The 16,160-nt window shown below is 33.9% G+C and carries 13 protein-coding genes; 9 read left to right on the top strand and 4 right to left on the bottom strand.

Annotated elements, in window-relative coordinates:
- Positions 1–166: 166 nt before the first annotated feature.
- Positions 167–1,369, bottom strand: a complete 1,203-nt coding sequence (locus ATE47_RS09610; protein ID WP_062161764.1) for an aminopeptidase C — start codon at positions 1,367–1,369, stop codon at positions 167–169.
- 241 nt (positions 1,370–1,610) lie between these two features.
- Here ATE47_RS09610 and ATE47_RS09605 point away from each other — a divergent pair, with 241 nt between their 5' ends.
- On the top strand, positions 1,611–2,129 hold the full coding sequence (locus ATE47_RS09605) for an RNA polymerase sigma factor (protein ID WP_062161763.1): 519 nt from the start codon (positions 1,611–1,613) through the stop codon (positions 2,127–2,129).
- A 10-nt stretch (positions 2,130–2,139) separates the two neighbouring features.
- Entirely contained in the window at positions 2,140–3,228 is a 1,089-nt protein-coding gene (locus ATE47_RS09600) for a hypothetical protein (RefSeq protein ID WP_062161762.1), read from the top strand.
- Between the two features lie 227 nt (positions 3,229–3,455).
- On the opposite strand, the gene ATE47_RS09595 is transcribed toward ATE47_RS09600, so the two are convergent.
- The 3 genes from ATE47_RS09595 to ATE47_RS09585 all read right to left on the bottom strand — a co-directional run bounded on the left by ATE47_RS09595 (position 3,456) and on the right by ATE47_RS09585 (position 8,455).
- On the bottom strand, positions 3,456–4,568 hold the full coding sequence (locus ATE47_RS09595; protein ID WP_062161761.1) for a hypothetical protein: 1,113 nt from the start codon (positions 4,566–4,568) through the stop codon (positions 3,456–3,458).
- 265 nt (positions 4,569–4,833) lie between these two features.
- Positions 4,834–5,448: a response regulator transcription factor gene (locus ATE47_RS09590; protein WP_062161760.1), complete on the bottom strand. Its 615-nt coding sequence runs from the start codon at positions 5,446–5,448 to the stop codon at positions 4,834–4,836.
- A complete protein-coding gene (locus ATE47_RS09585; RefSeq protein WP_062161759.1) occupies positions 5,441–8,455 on the bottom strand; it encodes a sensor histidine kinase in 3,015 nt (1,004 codons plus the stop codon). The genes ATE47_RS09590 and ATE47_RS09585 overlap by 8 nt, the downstream gene beginning before the upstream one ends.
- Positions 8,456–8,696: 241 nt before the next feature.
- Here ATE47_RS09585 and ATE47_RS09580 point away from each other — a divergent pair, with 241 nt between their 5' ends.
- The 7 genes from ATE47_RS09580 to ATE47_RS09550 all read left to right on the top strand — a co-directional run bounded on the left by ATE47_RS09580 (position 8,697) and on the right by ATE47_RS09550 (position 16,144).
- Complete coding sequence (locus ATE47_RS09580; RefSeq protein ID WP_062161758.1) at positions 8,697–9,200, top strand: GbsR/MarR family transcriptional regulator; 504 nt, start codon at positions 8,697–8,699, stop codon at positions 9,198–9,200.
- 146 nt (positions 9,201–9,346) lie between these two features.
- Positions 9,347–9,727 carry a hypothetical protein gene (locus tag ATE47_RS09575; protein ID WP_062161757.1) on the top strand — a complete coding sequence of 127 codons (381 nt, stop codon included), beginning with the start codon at positions 9,347–9,349 and terminating at the stop codon, positions 9,725–9,727.
- On the top strand, positions 9,724–10,536 hold the full coding sequence (locus ATE47_RS09570) for a DCC1-like thiol-disulfide oxidoreductase family protein (protein WP_150114810.1): 813 nt from the start codon (positions 9,724–9,726) through the stop codon (positions 10,534–10,536). Before ATE47_RS09575 ends, ATE47_RS09570 begins: the two co-directional genes overlap by 4 nt.
- Positions 10,529–10,843, top strand: a complete 315-nt coding sequence (locus ATE47_RS09565) for an SRPBCC family protein (RefSeq protein ID WP_335338414.1) — start codon at positions 10,529–10,531, stop codon at positions 10,841–10,843. Before ATE47_RS09570 ends, ATE47_RS09565 begins: the two co-directional genes overlap by 8 nt.
- Before the next feature lie 225 nt (positions 10,844–11,068).
- Positions 11,069–11,962, top strand: a complete 894-nt coding sequence (locus ATE47_RS09560; protein ID WP_062161755.1) for a TIGR01777 family oxidoreductase — start codon at positions 11,069–11,071, stop codon at positions 11,960–11,962.
- 82 nt (positions 11,963–12,044) lie between these two features.
- The gene (locus ATE47_RS09555) at positions 12,045–13,487 is read left to right on the top strand and encodes an alpha-L-fucosidase (protein ID WP_062161754.1); all 1,443 of its coding nucleotides are present in this window, start codon (positions 12,045–12,047) and stop codon (positions 13,485–13,487) included.
- The gene (locus tag ATE47_RS09550; RefSeq protein ID WP_062161753.1) at positions 13,487–16,144 is read left to right on the top strand and encodes a glycoside hydrolase family 3 N-terminal domain-containing protein; all 2,658 of its coding nucleotides are present in this window, start codon (positions 13,487–13,489) and stop codon (positions 16,142–16,144) included. The genes ATE47_RS09555 and ATE47_RS09550 overlap by 1 nt, the downstream gene beginning before the upstream one ends.
- The last annotated feature ends 16 nt before the right edge of the window (positions 16,145–16,160 follow it).

Below are 16,160 nucleotides of genomic sequence, written 5' to 3'. Positions count from 1 at the left end.
GCATCAACTATTCACTTACGAGGTAAAATTCACTATTGACAATTTCATATATCTTGATTTACCTATTTAAATTTTTAAACGAAACCGCCTTAAGAAATATCTTAAGGCGGTTTTTTTAACAGATTTAAATATCTAATTTGTCATCATCTAATGACAAGTGTGATCTTTACAGGCCAATACTTTTGGTTGGCTTCAATTGCTTTTTGATGCTTTTCGGAAGAGCATCTTTATGGACCAAAATGGCGGTTGATTTGTATTCAATATAAGGTTTTGTGGCATATAGATAACCTTCGAAATCGTTGGTCACACCCCAGGAATTTTTCACCATATAATATTCTTTTCCTGTCTGATCTTTTGCCAGTCCTACGATATGCATTCCGTGATCATCCGTTGTAGAAAGGTTGTTAAGCGCTTTCTGACGCATATCTTCTGTAATCGTTTTATCTTTTTTCGGTTCTGTGAATAAAGTTCCTTGGTTTTCTGCATTGATTTGGTCTAAATCCATATCAGGAACATAAGCCACCCCGTTTTTATAAGAAAAATACGGTTCGGAAACGTCTGTTGCCCAACCCACCGAATATCCTTTGTTTACAGCATTATCAATGATTGTCGTCAAATCTTTCATCGGAACGTTCCAGTCGGAATCATGGCTCCAGTTATCAGGAATCGGAACTACAAATTTTTGATAGTATGGATAATCTTTATAAGAGGAAATTTCTACATAATCTTCAGCGTTAATCCCTACAACTTCCTTAGCAAATGTGTGAGGAGTGTAATTTTTTCCTCCATAAGTAAAATTAGAAGGAACTTTTCCTAAATATTCATCTAAAATTGCATCTACGGCAGACATCCAATTATCAGACAGTTTGCCTTTTTGAGAGGCCTGAACCAAGCTGTCTAAAACAGGCTTTAATTTACCCTGCATTTCAGAGAAATTATTGATGGTCTGTCCTTGTTTCAACCCTGTGTAAGCGTCTTGAGGAACTGCTCCGTATTTTTTGTACATATTGATGACGTCATGCAATTCACCTCCATCTCCCCAGTTGATCGCTCCATTATTCAGCACATACAATTTTGCTTTATCGTGATAAGAATATCTTGCAGTGAAAATTTCTGCCAAGTCTACAGGCTTTTTTCCCATTCTCTGCATTTCAGATTCAAGGAAAGAATTCCCGGAATAGCTCCAGCAAGTTCCTGAAGAACCCTGGTTTTTCACAGAAGTTGCCCCTACATCTTTCAACGTGGTAAACTGGAAATTAGCATTTTGAGATTGATTGTTTTTTAACTTGTTGATTAAGTCATCCTGAGCAAACATCATACTTCCTGCAGACAAAACAAAAAGTAATGACGCAATTTTAGTTTTTTTCATTACTATAAAGATTATTTAAATGAATAGTCGTTATTATTACAGATGTGTTACAAAAAGGAAAGTTAAATTTAATATTCGGTTTTTTTTAAGCTTTAGAAAGCGGAGAAGATGCCGAGAAAGCTGGCTCTAAAAGGTTTTTACGCTTATTTATTGGTTGTTTTTTAAATTATTTTAAAAAAAATCAGATTTCTATCCAACCTTTCTTTAAATTTCCGCATCTATATATGTATAATGCCTGATTATGGAAATAGAGCTACTGTTAGAATGTCAACGTAACGACCGCAATGCCCAGCGGAAGGTTTACGAAAAGATGGCGGGAAAACTGTATTCGGTCTGCAAACGGTATCTGAAAAATGATGAAGATATTGAAGAAGCCCTGGCTGATAGTTTTTACAAAATTTTCACAAAGATCCATCAGCTTCAGAATCCTGATATTTTTGAGGCTTGGGCGAGGAAAATTGCTGTCAATGAATGTTTACAAAAATTAAGAGCCAATAAAGCACTTCATATTTCCCTGGAGGAATATCATCTGGAAAATTCCGATTTTACATTGGAAAATGCGTCGTTTGAAAAAGATATTTTAAGCCTGCTAAACTTTCTTCCAGAAGGTTGCCGGGCGATATTTAATCTGTTTGCGATTGAAGGCTATCCTCATAAGGAAATTGCCCTGATGCTTTCTATCAGCGAAGGAACATCGAAATCCCAGCTCAATTTTGCCAGAAAAAAACTTCAGGAACTTTTGGTACATCAAAATATTTAAACTTTAAACAATGGAAAATAATCACGATATAGATAAAACTTTCAATGAGGCTTCTAAAACGGAAGAACCTGCGACTTTTCCTGGGTTTGAAAAAGTTTGGAATACTATTGAAGAAAAATTAGATAAAAAAAAGGAGAAGAAAAAAATTCTTCCGGTATGGCTTCCTTACGGAATTGCTGCCAGTTTACTTATTGGATCCGGAATTTTTTACTTTAATAATAAGGAAGAAAATACAGGAATTGTAAAGCCTGCTATCGCTGAAACTAAGTTTGAACCTAACTTACCGACAGTTTCAGTTCCTTCAGATATTCAAAAAGTTGATAGTATGGTGAAGGCTAATATTCAAAATGAAACGTTACCACCACCTGTAAAAATAGCTTATCATCATGTTCCAAAGTCTTATGAGTTACCTAAGCCGGCTTATGAAATGCAGATTCAGGAATCCCGCGAAGATGCAGCACCGGTTGTGGAAAGTAAAATGATGGATACATTGAAGAGGCAAAATATCGAAGAAGTAATAACAACGGGAATCAGGAAAGAAAAAGCATCCATGGTAGCAAGTTCAGAGACAATAGCTTCTTCGGCAATAAGGAAGAAAGGTTCTGCTCTGAGTGGTGTTGCTGACACCGCTGAAGTCACCTATCCGAATAATGTATTTGACATAAAAAATCAAGCGCGTGAACTGGAAATCCTGGCTTATAATAAGGCATACAAAGCAAAACAGGCAATACCTACCTCAAATATTGGTAATAAAATAGGAAACAATGCGTATATAAATTCAGTTCGTGGAGCGGTTCCGGGGGTGGCTGTCAATTCAATTTCAGGGTCGGGTTCCGGAAAAGCTGATATTTTCAACAGTTCTCAAAAGCCAGGAATGGATCCTTTGATTGTTATTAATGGAGTTGTGGCTGATATGGAAACTTTTAGAAAGCTGGATTCAAAAAAGATTAAAAATATTTCTGTTATTAGTAAAGAAAAAGCTTCCGGTCTCTTTTCCGGAAAGGCTCAAAACGGAGTTGTTGTTGTAGAAACCAAAGGCATTTCAAAAGAAGAAAAAAGAAAAATGGAAATCCTTCTTAAAAATGAATCCCCAAAATAATAATTTGAATTACGAGAAAATTAAATAAGATCTATAAATTACTTTAAAAAAACAGCAGGCATTCCTTTGAATGTCTGCTGTTGTATGATGAAGCTTATTAAAGTAAATTAATTTAAAATGAAATAAAAACCCCTCCTTTAGCGGGAACTATCTTCTCTTTCATCACCTGCAAGGTTTTGCCTTGACTTAAATAAGGGAGAAAGGAGGGGAAATAATTTACAATAATCTTAGTTTTGGAATTTCACAAAATCCAGATAAAAGGCAGGATTTCCAATATTAAATCCAGTCGGTACAGTAGCATTAGTTTTTACAGCTACAACCGAATAAGTACCTGGAGTAGAAAAATAAAGTACTCGGTTTTGATCTCTCGGAGACATCATCTGAACATCTGCAACGTTACAGTAAGTTCTCCAAATTTCACCTACTCCGTCAATATAAAACCCATAATCATTACAGTTTGATTGTATTGTCACCCCACAACGGAAAAAATACCATCCTTTTGCAGGAATTGTCACTGAAATTCCTGTCTGAAGAAGGCCTCCCGGACTTGCAGTAAAAGGATTGACCAAAGTACCTGTGTAGGAAGTCCAGCTATTGGCAAATGCTGTTGTCGTTGTGGATGACCATGTAGCCAAACCGTTAGCATCACTCGTCAAAACGTAACCCAATTGCTGTGTTCCGTCTTTGATTTGTAAAGCACCGCTTGTAGTTCCGTTGTCAATAACGATTTTTGCATTTGATGCTCCTGTAGGAACTGTGTTGGTCCCTACTAAAACTTTTCCTGTACCGTTGATGCTTAAATTATTTCCTGCAGTAGCAATGTTGGTTGGCTGGGATAGTGTACCTCCCAACCTCACATCCGTACCGGAGAGTGTAAGGCCGTTGCTGGCTGTTATTGAAGAACCTAGTGGCATTATTTCCCACGTAGGATTAGCTCCCGTAAGACCAGTGTTAATTACCTGTATGCTCTGATTGGCAGGAACTAAAACACTTGCGTTTCCATTGATTGTTTCCGGTGCTGCAGAATTTACCGTTATAGTGAAATTTGTGTTATTCTTAATCGTATACATACGGCCCTTGAAGTTTCCAACCCCGCTGATAGCCGAAGGAAGATTGAATACAGCGTTGGAAGTACCGTTATATGAGACATGAAAATCTGTTGCCGTTAAATTATAATTAGTACTGGTTACTGCATTGTATTTTGCAGCTACAGACCCGTTGATATCCATTGTCGATCCCGGATTTGGAGTATTTACCCCGATATTTCCGGTTTGAGCAAAGGCAATGCAAGAACTTAGCAATGCTATGGACTGCCATACTTTTGTAAAATTTTTAGACATTTATTTTTGTTTTTAATAGCTTAGATTCTTTCAATTCAAATTAATAATGATCTGAAATGATGCAAAAGTTTAGGTTATTAGTTTATAATTAATATTGAATTTTATTGTCAATTTGTTATTATATTAACAAATATTAATAATTGTTTATTAATCATAATGTAAAATTATAGAATCTGGTTTAGAAAAAACAATCTATCTTGTAGAAAAAAATAATATGCATTGTAGAAAAAATTCTACAAAATGTGAATTATTATATTTTTGTTAATTAAGCTATATAAGTCTGGTAAAGCTTGATGAGATCTGCTATGTTATTAGTTTTTAGTTTTTTATGAATTCTTTTTTTGTAGGTGCTGATGGTGGGCATCTGGATATTCATCTTATTTGAAATTTCCAAATTGCCGTTTCCTTCCACCATGAGGATGAAAATTTCGTATTCCCTTTCGGATAAATTTTTAATAGAATCCAGCGGCGATTCGTTGAGGAGCTGATTAATAATACCGGATGGATAGTAGTATCCGTCTGATAAAATTTTATTCACCGCATCTGATATTTCATCGGATTTGCTTAGCTTGCTGATGTATCCATTGGCTCCTTCTTTGAGGTATTGTACTGCTATTTCTTCTTCATAAGCCGAGAAAATCAATATTTTGATATCAGGATCAAGCATTTTGATTTCGGAAATCATTTTTTTGTTTTTACTTTCGGGCATGTTAATGTCCAGGATGACAAGGTCGTACTTTTGTCTGGAGATTTTCTCCAGTGTTTTCGGATAATCTTCGGCCTGGTCTATGGATACATTTTGAATTCTGGACTCTAAAATAATACTCGTCCCCACCAGTACTATATCATGATCGTCAGCAATAAGAATTTTTCTAAGCATTTTTTTTATTTATTAAAATCAATTTGAAAGAAGTTCCCTGTAATTTGTTTTTTTCGAAGATAATTTTCCCATCGATCATTTGCAGCAGCTGCAATACGAGATGTAAGCCCATGCCGTATTTTTGCAATAATAACTTTTCGTTTTCGATATTATCCTGCAGTCTTGTATAATATTCTATTTTCTTTTGTTCCATGCCGATGCCGGTGTCTGTGATCAGTAAAGAAATATGTTCATCTTCATTGGTGCTTTCAATGGTAATAGTTCCGTTTTTTGTGTACTTCACAGAATTGTCAATTAAATTATGAACAATTGCAGACAGTATATTTTTACTGATCCATATCGATAAAGCTTTATCTACATTGTTGATGATGACCGTACCGTTGTTTTTTGCTATTTCATCAAAAAGTATTTTTTTATCTTCAATAAGCTGATGTAATGAATAAAGTTCAGAATCATCCAGTCTGTGATGAGTGTAGATATCGGCATATTCTTTTAAGGTCATCGTAAAATTGTACAATTGATCAGATGATTTATGAATGGAATTAAGAATTTTCCCCGTGAGCTGTTCATTAAAATTCTCCGCATCCAATACTTCTTTTGCTGTAAGTGCAATGAATTTGATGGGCGTTGTGATGTCGTGGGTAATGGTACCGATAAGCTTTTTCTGCTGTTCAACTTCTTTATGGAGTTTTGCCTTGGTTATTTCTAATTTTTCTACTGTATCGGAAAGACTTTTGGTGCGGGAGGCAATCGTTTTTTCCAATTCCTGGTTTTTCTTTTTCAAAAAATTAATTCTCCATTTTACCAGGAAATACAATAACAATAATAATAAGGAAGAGGTTACTATTTTAAACCATAATGTCTGATAAAAATATGGTGGAACAATAATATTTATTTTTTTATAGATAAATTTCCCTTCATCAGAAACGAGCATTTTTACCATTAAAGAATGATTGCCATACCCGAGACTTGAGATAGAAAATTTCCTGTCTTTTCCTATCGGCTCCCATTTTGCATTGGGTGAATTGCCTAATTTTGCTTCTATTACTACATTATCCAGGTTGGAATAATACGGAACATCAATGAAAATATCTATACGATTAACATCCTGATCCAGAGACAGATTATTTTTAAAATATTGCTCCTTATTATTGACAACGGCCCTTTCTATATAAAGGTTTTCAGGATAATACGACTTTACTTTTAAGGGATTAAAAAAAACAAGCCCATTCAGGGAAGGAAGTACAAAATCACCATTCTCTAATATATTGCCACAAATATTACTGCCTCCATTGAATTCGTTAATATTAAAACCTGCATCCTTGGAATACTTGTAATAATACACCTTGGATCTCTTATTCTCAGCATATTCCAGCAACTGGCTTTCAAGAATTTTGTACAAACCGTTGTTGGTGGAAATCCAAAAAAAGCCATTTTTATCCTCTAAAATTGTATGTGGGGAAGAAATATTATTGTCCGGATCATAAGGCATTTTGATAAGACGATTATTCTTCAGCAAATACAAGCCTTTTCCTAAAGTCAATACCCAGAAATTGCCATCTTTTGACCGGATAATATTTCGGATAAATAATTGTTGCTTGCCAATTAGATTATAAATTTTATTAGTCGTTAATGATATTTTATATAAATTTTTTACAGTTCCGACCAGCAGATGATATTTATCAAATTTTATAAATTTTGTAGGTTCGTTTTGGAAAAATATTTTCTTTTCCAGAGATTGCAAAGATTTGTCCTTATATACAGCCAATATCCCGTTGACTACCATAGCTTTTTCATTTCTTATGTCTTTAAGCAAAGCATAATATTTTTGGCCGTCGGAAAAAAGATCTTTTATAATAAGATTCTTTTTGGTGATAATATCTTTATAAAAGGTTGATTTTTGATAAACTTTCAGGTTATTTCCACTTAATGTAATAATATTTCCGTCAGCATCATAATCTAGAAAATAAGAAGAAGCATCTTTAAACTTTTTATCTTCCACAAGTCCGTTTCGGTTATAAATTTCTCCAAAAGTGGTAATTACGGAAGAATTGCCGTAGGGAATGGTGGAATAAAAAACAGATTCCGGCTTTGAAGGCGGCCTTTTTATACAGGTAAAGTCGGGAAAACTAATAACCTGCAATCCATTGATACTGCTTCCCAGATAAATTTTATTATATTTTTTATCGTAATAAATACTGACAAAATTTTCGTCTTTTACATTATTCAGGCGAATTAGTTTTGTTGTTTTCAATTGTCCGTTCTCATAATTGCAGGTGTAGATTGTACTGTTATTCACGATAAAGACCTGATTGTTGATCTGGCTCCATAAAATCCTGCTTTTGGGGTCGGTGAGTAGCGGATTATGATGAGAATTTACAATTTTACCTTTTTTTATTCCCAAAACGGTCTTTGACTGATAGTCTGTATAAAACAGCATTTCATCAATCGCGAAAACCCTGGGAACATTTTCGTATATAGTTTTAACATCTAAGTTTTGTTCAACCTTTGAAGTAAAATCTTTGTATGTCAAAGAATTTTTATGGATATAATACCTGCCTTCTTTAAAATTCATATAAAAACTTGTTCCGGTCGCAGCATAGGTGAAGTTGGAGCAATATAGAAGATAGTTTGTATTATTTTTAAGGATAAATATTGGATAATTTCTTAAAACATTTGAGACTTTAGGATTTTTTCCGTGAATCAGCAGGTTTTGTTTAAATTCTGTTTTTACGAAAATGCTGTCTTTTTCAACATTACCGTAGAAATAAAGAAACCGCTGGGTATTTAATGGAAAATTTTTATAAACCAGAAAGCTGTTGCCATCGTACCTTGCAATGCCGTTTTCTGTGCTCAGCCATATAAAACCGTATTTATCTTTCGTGATATCTTTCAGGCTATTTTGCGGAAGCCCGTTATCAGTATTGTAAAACTGAATGCTGGATTTCTGACTGTCAATAGGAATAAAAAGTAATAAGAAAAATATAAAAAGTATATTATTTTTCAAGTCTGGTTATTTTGATGATACCGCAAAAGCATTTAAGATTATAAAACTAATATATTCGTCTTGAATCTGCAAGGAAATAATGCCTAGAATAAAAATAAATTTAACGTAATTTAATTATTTATAGAATAATTTTCAAATAAGGAATAAGGTATTTCACAATTAAATAAAAATAAACTTTCAAATATTATTGAAAGTTCAAAAATTATGATTACATTTGTATAAGAAATTAAAAGAAGATAAAATGAAACTTTCAGAAGCAAAAGAAAAATACATTCAGACCTGGGGAACATTTGCTACCAATTGGGGGATCAATCGTACGATGGCGCAGGTTCATGCATTGCTTTTGGTGAGTGGCAAGCCGCTTTCTACGGATGAGGTGATGGAGCAGCTGGAAATTTCAAGAGGAAATGCCAATATGAATTTGCGCGCGCTGATGGATTGGGGGATTGTAAAAAAAGAATTCGTAAAAGGGGAGAGAAAAGAATATTTTGTAGCTGAAAAAGATGTGTGGTATTTATTCAAACAGATTACCAAAGAACGCAGGAAAAGAGAGATTGAGCCGGTAATTTCTTTCCTTGAAGAATTAAAAAATATTGAAGATAAAGATTCTGACGAGGCCAAAGAATTTATAAAATTAATGGACGATTTCAGCTCTGTCACAGGAAAAATCAACAATATTATGGATCTGGCGATAAAGAGTGATGATCACTGGCTGGTCGGTAAAATAACCAACTTATTAAAATAAAGGACTTGAAAATCCTTTTTTATTTCAAATAAACTTTCAAAAATTATTGAAAATATAATAATTATGAAAAATTTAATCATTCATTTATTTCTGATTTTTTATTTCGGAGGAAAAACTAAAAGAATAAACTTTTAAAATTTATTGCTATGGAAAATTTTGCTAAAAATGACTTTTATTTTCAAGTGACGATTTTTGTGATTATTTCAATGATTGTTTTAATTGCATTTATTGTAGGAAACGAAAAAATGATTTGGCTTTTTTATTTTGGAGTGGGAGTTTCTCAATCAGTGAGTTATTTAATAAGATGTTCTTACGAATATAAAAAATCTTTATTATTTAAAATTTATGGATTTTTTATTATACCAATTTATCTTTCTTTAATAGGAATGATAATTTTTGCAGAAATGCAATTTATGTCTTTTCTAATTGTGATTCCAATGTTAGCATTGTATTATAGTCCATTTATGGCGCTAATATTTGTTTATGATAATTATAAAACTTACAAATCTTTAAAAATAAACAAATGAAAACCCTCAAAAACCACACCCTCATCTACGACAACGAATGCCCAATGTGCAACATCTATTCTAAGGGTTTTATAAAATCCGGAATGTTGGAAGAAAATGGGAGAGAAGCCTTTACGGAACTGAGTTTTAAGAATAAAAACCTTATAAATTTCAACCGGGCAAAAAACGAAATTGCATTGGTGGATCATGCTAAAAATCAAGTTATTTATGGGGTGGACAGCCTGCTTTTGATTATCGGGAATTCCTTTCCATTGTTGGAGAAAGTTGCCAGAATTCAACCTCTGTATTGGTTTTTCAAAAAGCTGTATTCTTTTGTTTCTTATAACCGGAAACAGATTATTCCATCAGGAAAAGATTACACAGAACAGTCTTGTGTTCCTGATTTTAATTTGAAATACAGGCTTACTTACATTGCGTTTGTCGTACTTTTTTCATCTTATATTTTGAGTTTGTTTACGGCAAAATTAGATTTGAATTTAAGTCAGAATTTTCTTAGAGAATTTATGATTTGCATAGGCCAGATAGTATGGCAGACGATATTTTTAAAAGTATATTTAAAAGAAAAAATCTGGGATTATCTTGGAAATATGATGACGGTTTCTTTGATTGGAACATTCCTTTTAATCCCTGCATTATTTTTAAATATAAGTTCAATTTTTTCAGTTATTTATTTTGGAATCGTTGTATTCATCATGTTTTTAGAGCATTTGAGAAGATGCGGAATTTTGAAATTGAATTTTCTTCCGACCATAAGCTGGATCACGTACAGAACCTTAGTTTTAATCCTGTTAATATATCTTTATGTCTAAAATTTTTATAAAAACAACAATAGAAGCGGATATCAAGACGGTATTCGACTTAGCAAGAAATATTGATTTACATCAGGAATCAACTTCAAAAACCAATGAAAAAGCAATTGCTGGAAGGGTTTCAGGCTTAATTGAGGAAGGAGAAACAGTGACCTGGAGAGCAAAACATTTAGGTTTTTATCAAACTCATACATCAAAAATCGTAAGCATGGAAAAGCCACACCAGTTCACGGATGTTATGTTGAAAGGAACTTTTAAATCATTCAAAATCAGCATACTTTCACACAAGAAGGCAAAAACACGGTAATGACAGATATTCTGGAATTTGAATCTCCATTTGGAATCATTGGAAAAGTTTTTAATAAGCTTTTTCTTAAAAATTATCTTATAAGATTTCTCTTGAAGCGAAATAATTTAATTAAAACAACCGCAGAAAGTTAATTTAACAGTTAGTATTCGCAATCTCATGTTGAGCCTGTCGAAGCATCTCAACATTCAATCAATTTGCAATAATCAACAAAAAACCAAACAAATGAAAATAATTATCGCAGCCGGAACCGGTTTCCTCGGACAAAACCTGGAAAAATATTTTACTAAAAAAGGAAATGAAGTTTATATTTTAACCCGCAATCCAAAAAGTAGAAACGAAATTTTTTGGAATGCAAAAACTTTAGGGGAATGGAAAGATTTGCTTGAAAACGCTGATGTTTTAATCAACCTCACAGGAAAATCAGTTGATTGCAGATACATTGAGAAAAATAAAAAAGAAATTTATTCTTCAAGAATTGAAAGCACAAAAGTTCTTCAACAAGCTGTTGATAACTGTATTAATAAGCCAAAAGTTTGGTTGAATGCAAGCTCAGCAACCATTTATGTTCATTCAGAAATACATCTAAACACAGAAGAAAACGGAATTATCGGCGATGATTTTTCAATGAATATCTGTAAAAGCTGGGAAAAAGAATTTTTTACTATTAAAAATGAAAATGTGCGGAAAGTTGCTTTGCGAACTTCAATCGTTTTGGGCAATAACGGAGGAGCTTTTCCGAAATTAAAATTGATAACAATATTAGGTCTGGGTGGGAAGCAGGGAAGAGGAAATCAAAATGTAAGCTGGATTCATATTGATGATTTTTGTAAAGCTGTTGAATATATTATCAATCATGAAAATATTGTTGGAGCAATCAATATAACAGCTCCAAATCCTTTATCTAATGAAGAATTCATGAGAAAATTGAGACAACAAATGAAAGCTCCTTTCGGGTTAAATGCTCCGGTTTGGCAACTGGAAATCGCTTCAATATTTCTAAAAACAGAAACAGAATTACTATTAAAAAGCAGAAATGTCTATCCCGAAAAATTAATGAAAAGTGGATTTGAATTTTCTTATCCAAATATCGAATCTACATTTAAAAATTTAACTTAAACTAAACCTCATTCTCAATCTAAAATTTTTGTTCTTTTTGTGGTTAAATAAATGATGATTAAATTAGCGAAAACTAAACTTAATGTTCATCAGACAAAAAACTAAAATCATATTCCTGTCATCACTTTTACTTTCTTCAACATTTTTTTCGCAGGCTCACAATGTTTCAGAAGGCTATCAAAAACCGACGGATCCGCTTGTTATTCAGAATCTTGAGAATTGGCAGGATTTAAAATTCGGACTGTTTATGCATTGGGGAACGTACAGCCAGTGGGGGATTGTTGAAAGTTGGAGCTTATGTCCTGAAGACGAATCCTGGACACAGCGTAAACCCGAGTACGGAAAATCTTACACTGAATATGTAAAAAATTACGAAAATCTTCAGACAACTTTCAATCCGACACAATTTAATCCACAAAAATGGGCTGATGCAACGAAAAAAGCAGGAATGAAATATGTGGTGTTCACAACAAAGCATCACGATGGTCTTGCGATGTTTGATACACAACAGTCTGATTATAAGATTACTTCCTCAAAAACACCTTTTTCCAAAAATCCGAAAGCGGATGTTACGAAGGAAATTTTCAATACATTCAGAAAAGACGGCTTCAAAATCGGAGCCTATTTCTCAAAACCAGATTGGCATTCTGATGATTATTGGTGGCCGTATTTCCCACCAAAAGACAGAAATGTAAATTATGATCCGAAAAAATACCCTGAAAGGTGGGAAAATTTCAAGAAATTCACATTTAATCAATTAAATGAAATCACTTCAAACTACGGTAAAATCGATATTCTTTGGTTGGATGGAGGTTGGGTTCGACCTTTCAATACAATTGATCCAAAGGTAGAATGGCAGCGAACCATCAAGGTCGAACAGGACATTGATATGGATAAAGTCGGGACAATGGCCCGCAAAAATCAACCTGGAATTATCATCGTAGACCGTACTGTTCCTGGAAAATGGGAAAATTATGTGACACCCGAACAGGCCGTTCCGGAGCATGCGCTTCCGATTCCGTGGGAAAGTTGCATCACAATGGGAGATTCGTTTTCTTATGTTCCTAATGACAATTATAAATCGTCTCAGAAAATCATTGAAACGTTAATTAAAATCATTTCAAGAGGCGGAAATTACCTGATGAACATCGCTCCCGGGCCAAACGGGGACTATGATGCCGTGGTTTACGAAAGATTAAAAGAAATTTCGGGCTGGATGGATAATAATCAATCGGCGGTTTTCGCAACAAGAGCAATTGCTCCTTATCACGATGGGAGTTTTTATTATACTCAAAGCAAAAATGGGAAAACGATTAATATTTTTCACTTGGATGAAAAAACAAATTATCAAGCTCCATCAACGTTAAGTTTTATAATTCCTGGCAATTTTAAACCAAAATCATTAAAAGTCTTAGGAATCTCAAGTAAAATTCAATGGAAAAAATCTGGGAATTCAATTGAAATTAATTTACCAAAAGAGAGAAGTCAATTAAAATATTCAACAGTAATTCAAATAACGCAATAATGAAATTGAGATTAAAATTAATTGGAATTTCATTGTTGAGTTCGGTTTTTATTTCTGCTCAAAAACCTTTGTATAAAGACCCAAAACAGCCTGTTGAAGCCAGAGTACAGGATTTATTGAAAAGAATGACGCCCGAAGAAAAATTCTGGCAGTGCTTCATGATTCCCGGAGATTTGGATAATGTTCCGAAAGGTCAGTATTCACACGGAATCTTTGGATTGCAGGTCAGCGCAGGAAATCACGGAGACGGAGCAGCGGGACAACTATTAAAATATAATGCGAATGAAGACGCGGAAAGATTAGCCAAAAAAATCAATGCGATTCAAAAATATTTTGTGGAAGAATCTCGATTGGGAATTCCAATTATCCCTTTTGATGAGGCTTTACACGGATTAATGCGTGAAGGTGCAACTGCTTTTCCACAAGCAATCGGTTTGTCGGCAACTTTCAATCCTGAATTGATGAAAGAAGTTTCGACAGCGATTGCAAGGGAATCGAGATTGAGAGGAATTCGTCAGATTTTGACGCCCGTTGTCAATTTGGCCAGCGACGTTCGATGGGGTAGAACGGAGGAAACTTACGGAGAAGATCCGTTTTTGACTTCCGTGATGGGCGTAAATTTCGTTAGTTCTTTTGAAAATCAGGGAATTATCACCACTCCGAAACACTTTTTAGCGAATGTTGGAGAAGGTGGAAGAGACTCATATCCAATTCATTGGAGTAAAAGATATTTGGAAGAAACGCATTTGATTCCTTTTCAAAAAGCCTTTAGACAAGGCAAAAGCAGGTCGGTAATGACTTCATACAATCTGCTTGACGGTAGACCTTCAACGGCAAATCAGTGGTTATTGACAGAAAAATTAAAAAAAGAATGGAATTTCAAAGGTTTTGTGATCAGTGATGCAAGTGCGGTTGGCGGAGCGAATGTGTTGCATTTTACGGCAAAAGATTATGATGATGCTTCTGCACAGGCGATCAATGCAGGTCTTGACGTGATTTTCCAGACAGAATATAAGCATTACAAATTGTTTATTCCGCCGTTTTTGGATGGAAGAATTTCACAGGAAAGAATTGATGATGCGGTTTCGAGAGTGTTGAGAGCGAAATTTGAACTAGGTTTGTTTGAAAATCCTTACGTTTCCGATGCAGCTATTTTGGAATTGAAGAAATTAAATCACAAGCCTTTAGCTGAAAAAACAGCCATTGAATCTTTTGTTTTGCTTCAAAATAACAATCAAACGCTTCCGATTTCGGGAAATATTAAAAAGATTTTGGTTGTCGGAACAGATGCTGTTGATGCAAGATTAGGTGGTTATTCCGGACCGGGAAATAAGAAAGTAAGTATTTTGGATGGAATTAAAAATTTCATTAAAAATAAAGATATTGAAGTAAATTATTCAAAAGGAATTGATTGGAATTTGAAAAATTTTACGACAATTCCAAGTGAATTTCTATCTTCTGAAAATCAAAAAGGTTTAAAAGGAAATTATTTTTCCAATTCTGATTTAAAAGGAAATCCAGCTTTTGAAAAACAGGACGAACAATTAAATTTCAAATGGACATTATATTCCCCAAATCCCGAAAAACTGCAACCCGACAATTACAGCGTTCGATGGACGGGAAAATTGGAAGCTCCAAATTCAGGAAAATATCAACTTGGTTTAAGAGGAAATGATGGCTTCAGATTGTATTTAAATGGAAAATTATTGATTGACAATTGGGAAAAACTGAGTTATTCAACGAAAACGGTTGACATAAATTTTGTGAAAGGACAAAAATCTGATATCGTTGTTGAATTCCATGAAAATAGGGGTGAGGCAAATATTGAATTAATATGGAATTATGGCTTAAATGACTATCAAAAAGATTGTAATGATGCTTTAAAACAAGCTCAAAATGTAGATTATATTATCGTTACAGCCGGAATTCATGAAGGTGAATTTCAGGACCGTTCGTCCTTAAGTCTGCCTGGAAATCAGGAACAATTTATTCATGAAGTTTCAAAATTAAATAAACCGGTAACAGTTGTTTTAGTCGGTGGTTCTGCCATAAAAACTACAAATTGGAAAGATGAAGTCGGAGCAATTTTAGATGTTTGGTATCCCGGAGAAGAAGGTGGAAATGCGGTTGCAAAGGTGCTTTTCGGGGCTGAAAATCCTTCAGGAAAACTACCAATTACGTTCCCAGTTGAAGAAGGGCAATTACCTTTAACGTATAATCATCATCCGACAGGACGTGGAAATGATTATCATGATTTGAGTGGCGAACCGTTGTATCCGTTTGGTTTTGGATTGAGTTATACGACTTTTGAAATTTCTGATTTACAATTAAATAAAAACAAATATTCTGAAAATGACACCATTATTGCAAAAGTAAATGTGAGAAATACAGGTTCAAAAGCTGGAAGCGAAGTTGTTCAGTTATATGTAAAAGATTTGCTGGCTTCAGTTTCAAGACCGATTATTGAGTTGAAAGGTTTTCAAAAGGTACATTTAAAACCTAATGAATCCAAACAAGTTACAGTTGAAGTTCCTGTAAGAGAATTGCAGTTTTTAGATGAGAAGATGAACTGGATCGTAGAAAAAGGAGCTTACAGAATTATGGTCGGAAATTCATCTAAAAATTTACCTTTGAAACAGAATATTGAGGTTGAATGATTTAAATTTATTGTAT

This window comes from Chryseobacterium sp. IHB B 17019 (genome assembly GCF_001456155.1).
Classification (GTDB): Bacteria; Bacteroidota; Bacteroidia; order Flavobacteriales; family Weeksellaceae; genus Chryseobacterium.
This window is presented reverse-complemented; position numbering and strand designations above follow the sequence as displayed.

What these genes read in the sequence shown, in the direction of transcription:
- ATE47_RS09610 (WP_062161764.1), bottom strand. Translation starts at nt 1,369, where the DNA reads ATGAAAAAAACTAAAATTGCGTCATTACTTTTTGTTTTGTCTGCAGGA.
- ATE47_RS09565 (WP_335338414.1), top strand. Translation starts at nt 10,529, where the DNA reads ATGTCTAAAATTTTTATAAAAACAACAATAGAAGCGGATATCAAGACG.
- ATE47_RS09555 (WP_062161754.1), top strand. Translation starts at nt 12,045, where the DNA reads ATGTTCATCAGACAAAAAACTAAAATCATATTCCTGTCATCACTTTTA.
- ATE47_RS09575 (WP_062161757.1), top strand. Translation starts at nt 9,347, where the DNA reads ATGGAAAATTTTGCTAAAAATGACTTTTATTTTCAAGTGACGATTTTT.
- ATE47_RS09605 (WP_062161763.1), top strand. Translation starts at nt 1,611, where the DNA reads ATGGAAATAGAGCTACTGTTAGAATGTCAACGTAACGACCGCAATGCC.
- ATE47_RS09595 (WP_062161761.1), bottom strand. Translation starts at nt 4,568, where the DNA reads ATGTCTAAAAATTTTACAAAAGTATGGCAGTCCATAGCATTGCTAAGT.
- ATE47_RS09600 (WP_062161762.1), top strand. Translation starts at nt 2,140, where the DNA reads ATGGAAAATAATCACGATATAGATAAAACTTTCAATGAGGCTTCTAAA.
- ATE47_RS09580 (WP_062161758.1), top strand. Translation starts at nt 8,697, where the DNA reads ATGAAACTTTCAGAAGCAAAAGAAAAATACATTCAGACCTGGGGAACA.
- ATE47_RS09550 (WP_062161753.1), top strand. Translation starts at nt 13,487, where the DNA reads ATGAAATTGAGATTAAAATTAATTGGAATTTCATTGTTGAGTTCGGTT.
- ATE47_RS09560 (WP_062161755.1), top strand. Translation starts at nt 11,069, where the DNA reads ATGAAAATAATTATCGCAGCCGGAACCGGTTTCCTCGGACAAAACCTG.
- ATE47_RS09590 (WP_062161760.1), bottom strand. Translation starts at nt 5,448, where the DNA reads ATGCTTAGAAAAATTCTTATTGCTGACGATCATGATATAGTACTGGTG.
- ATE47_RS09570 (WP_150114810.1), top strand. Translation starts at nt 9,724, where the DNA reads ATGAAAACCCTCAAAAACCACACCCTCATCTACGACAACGAATGCCCA.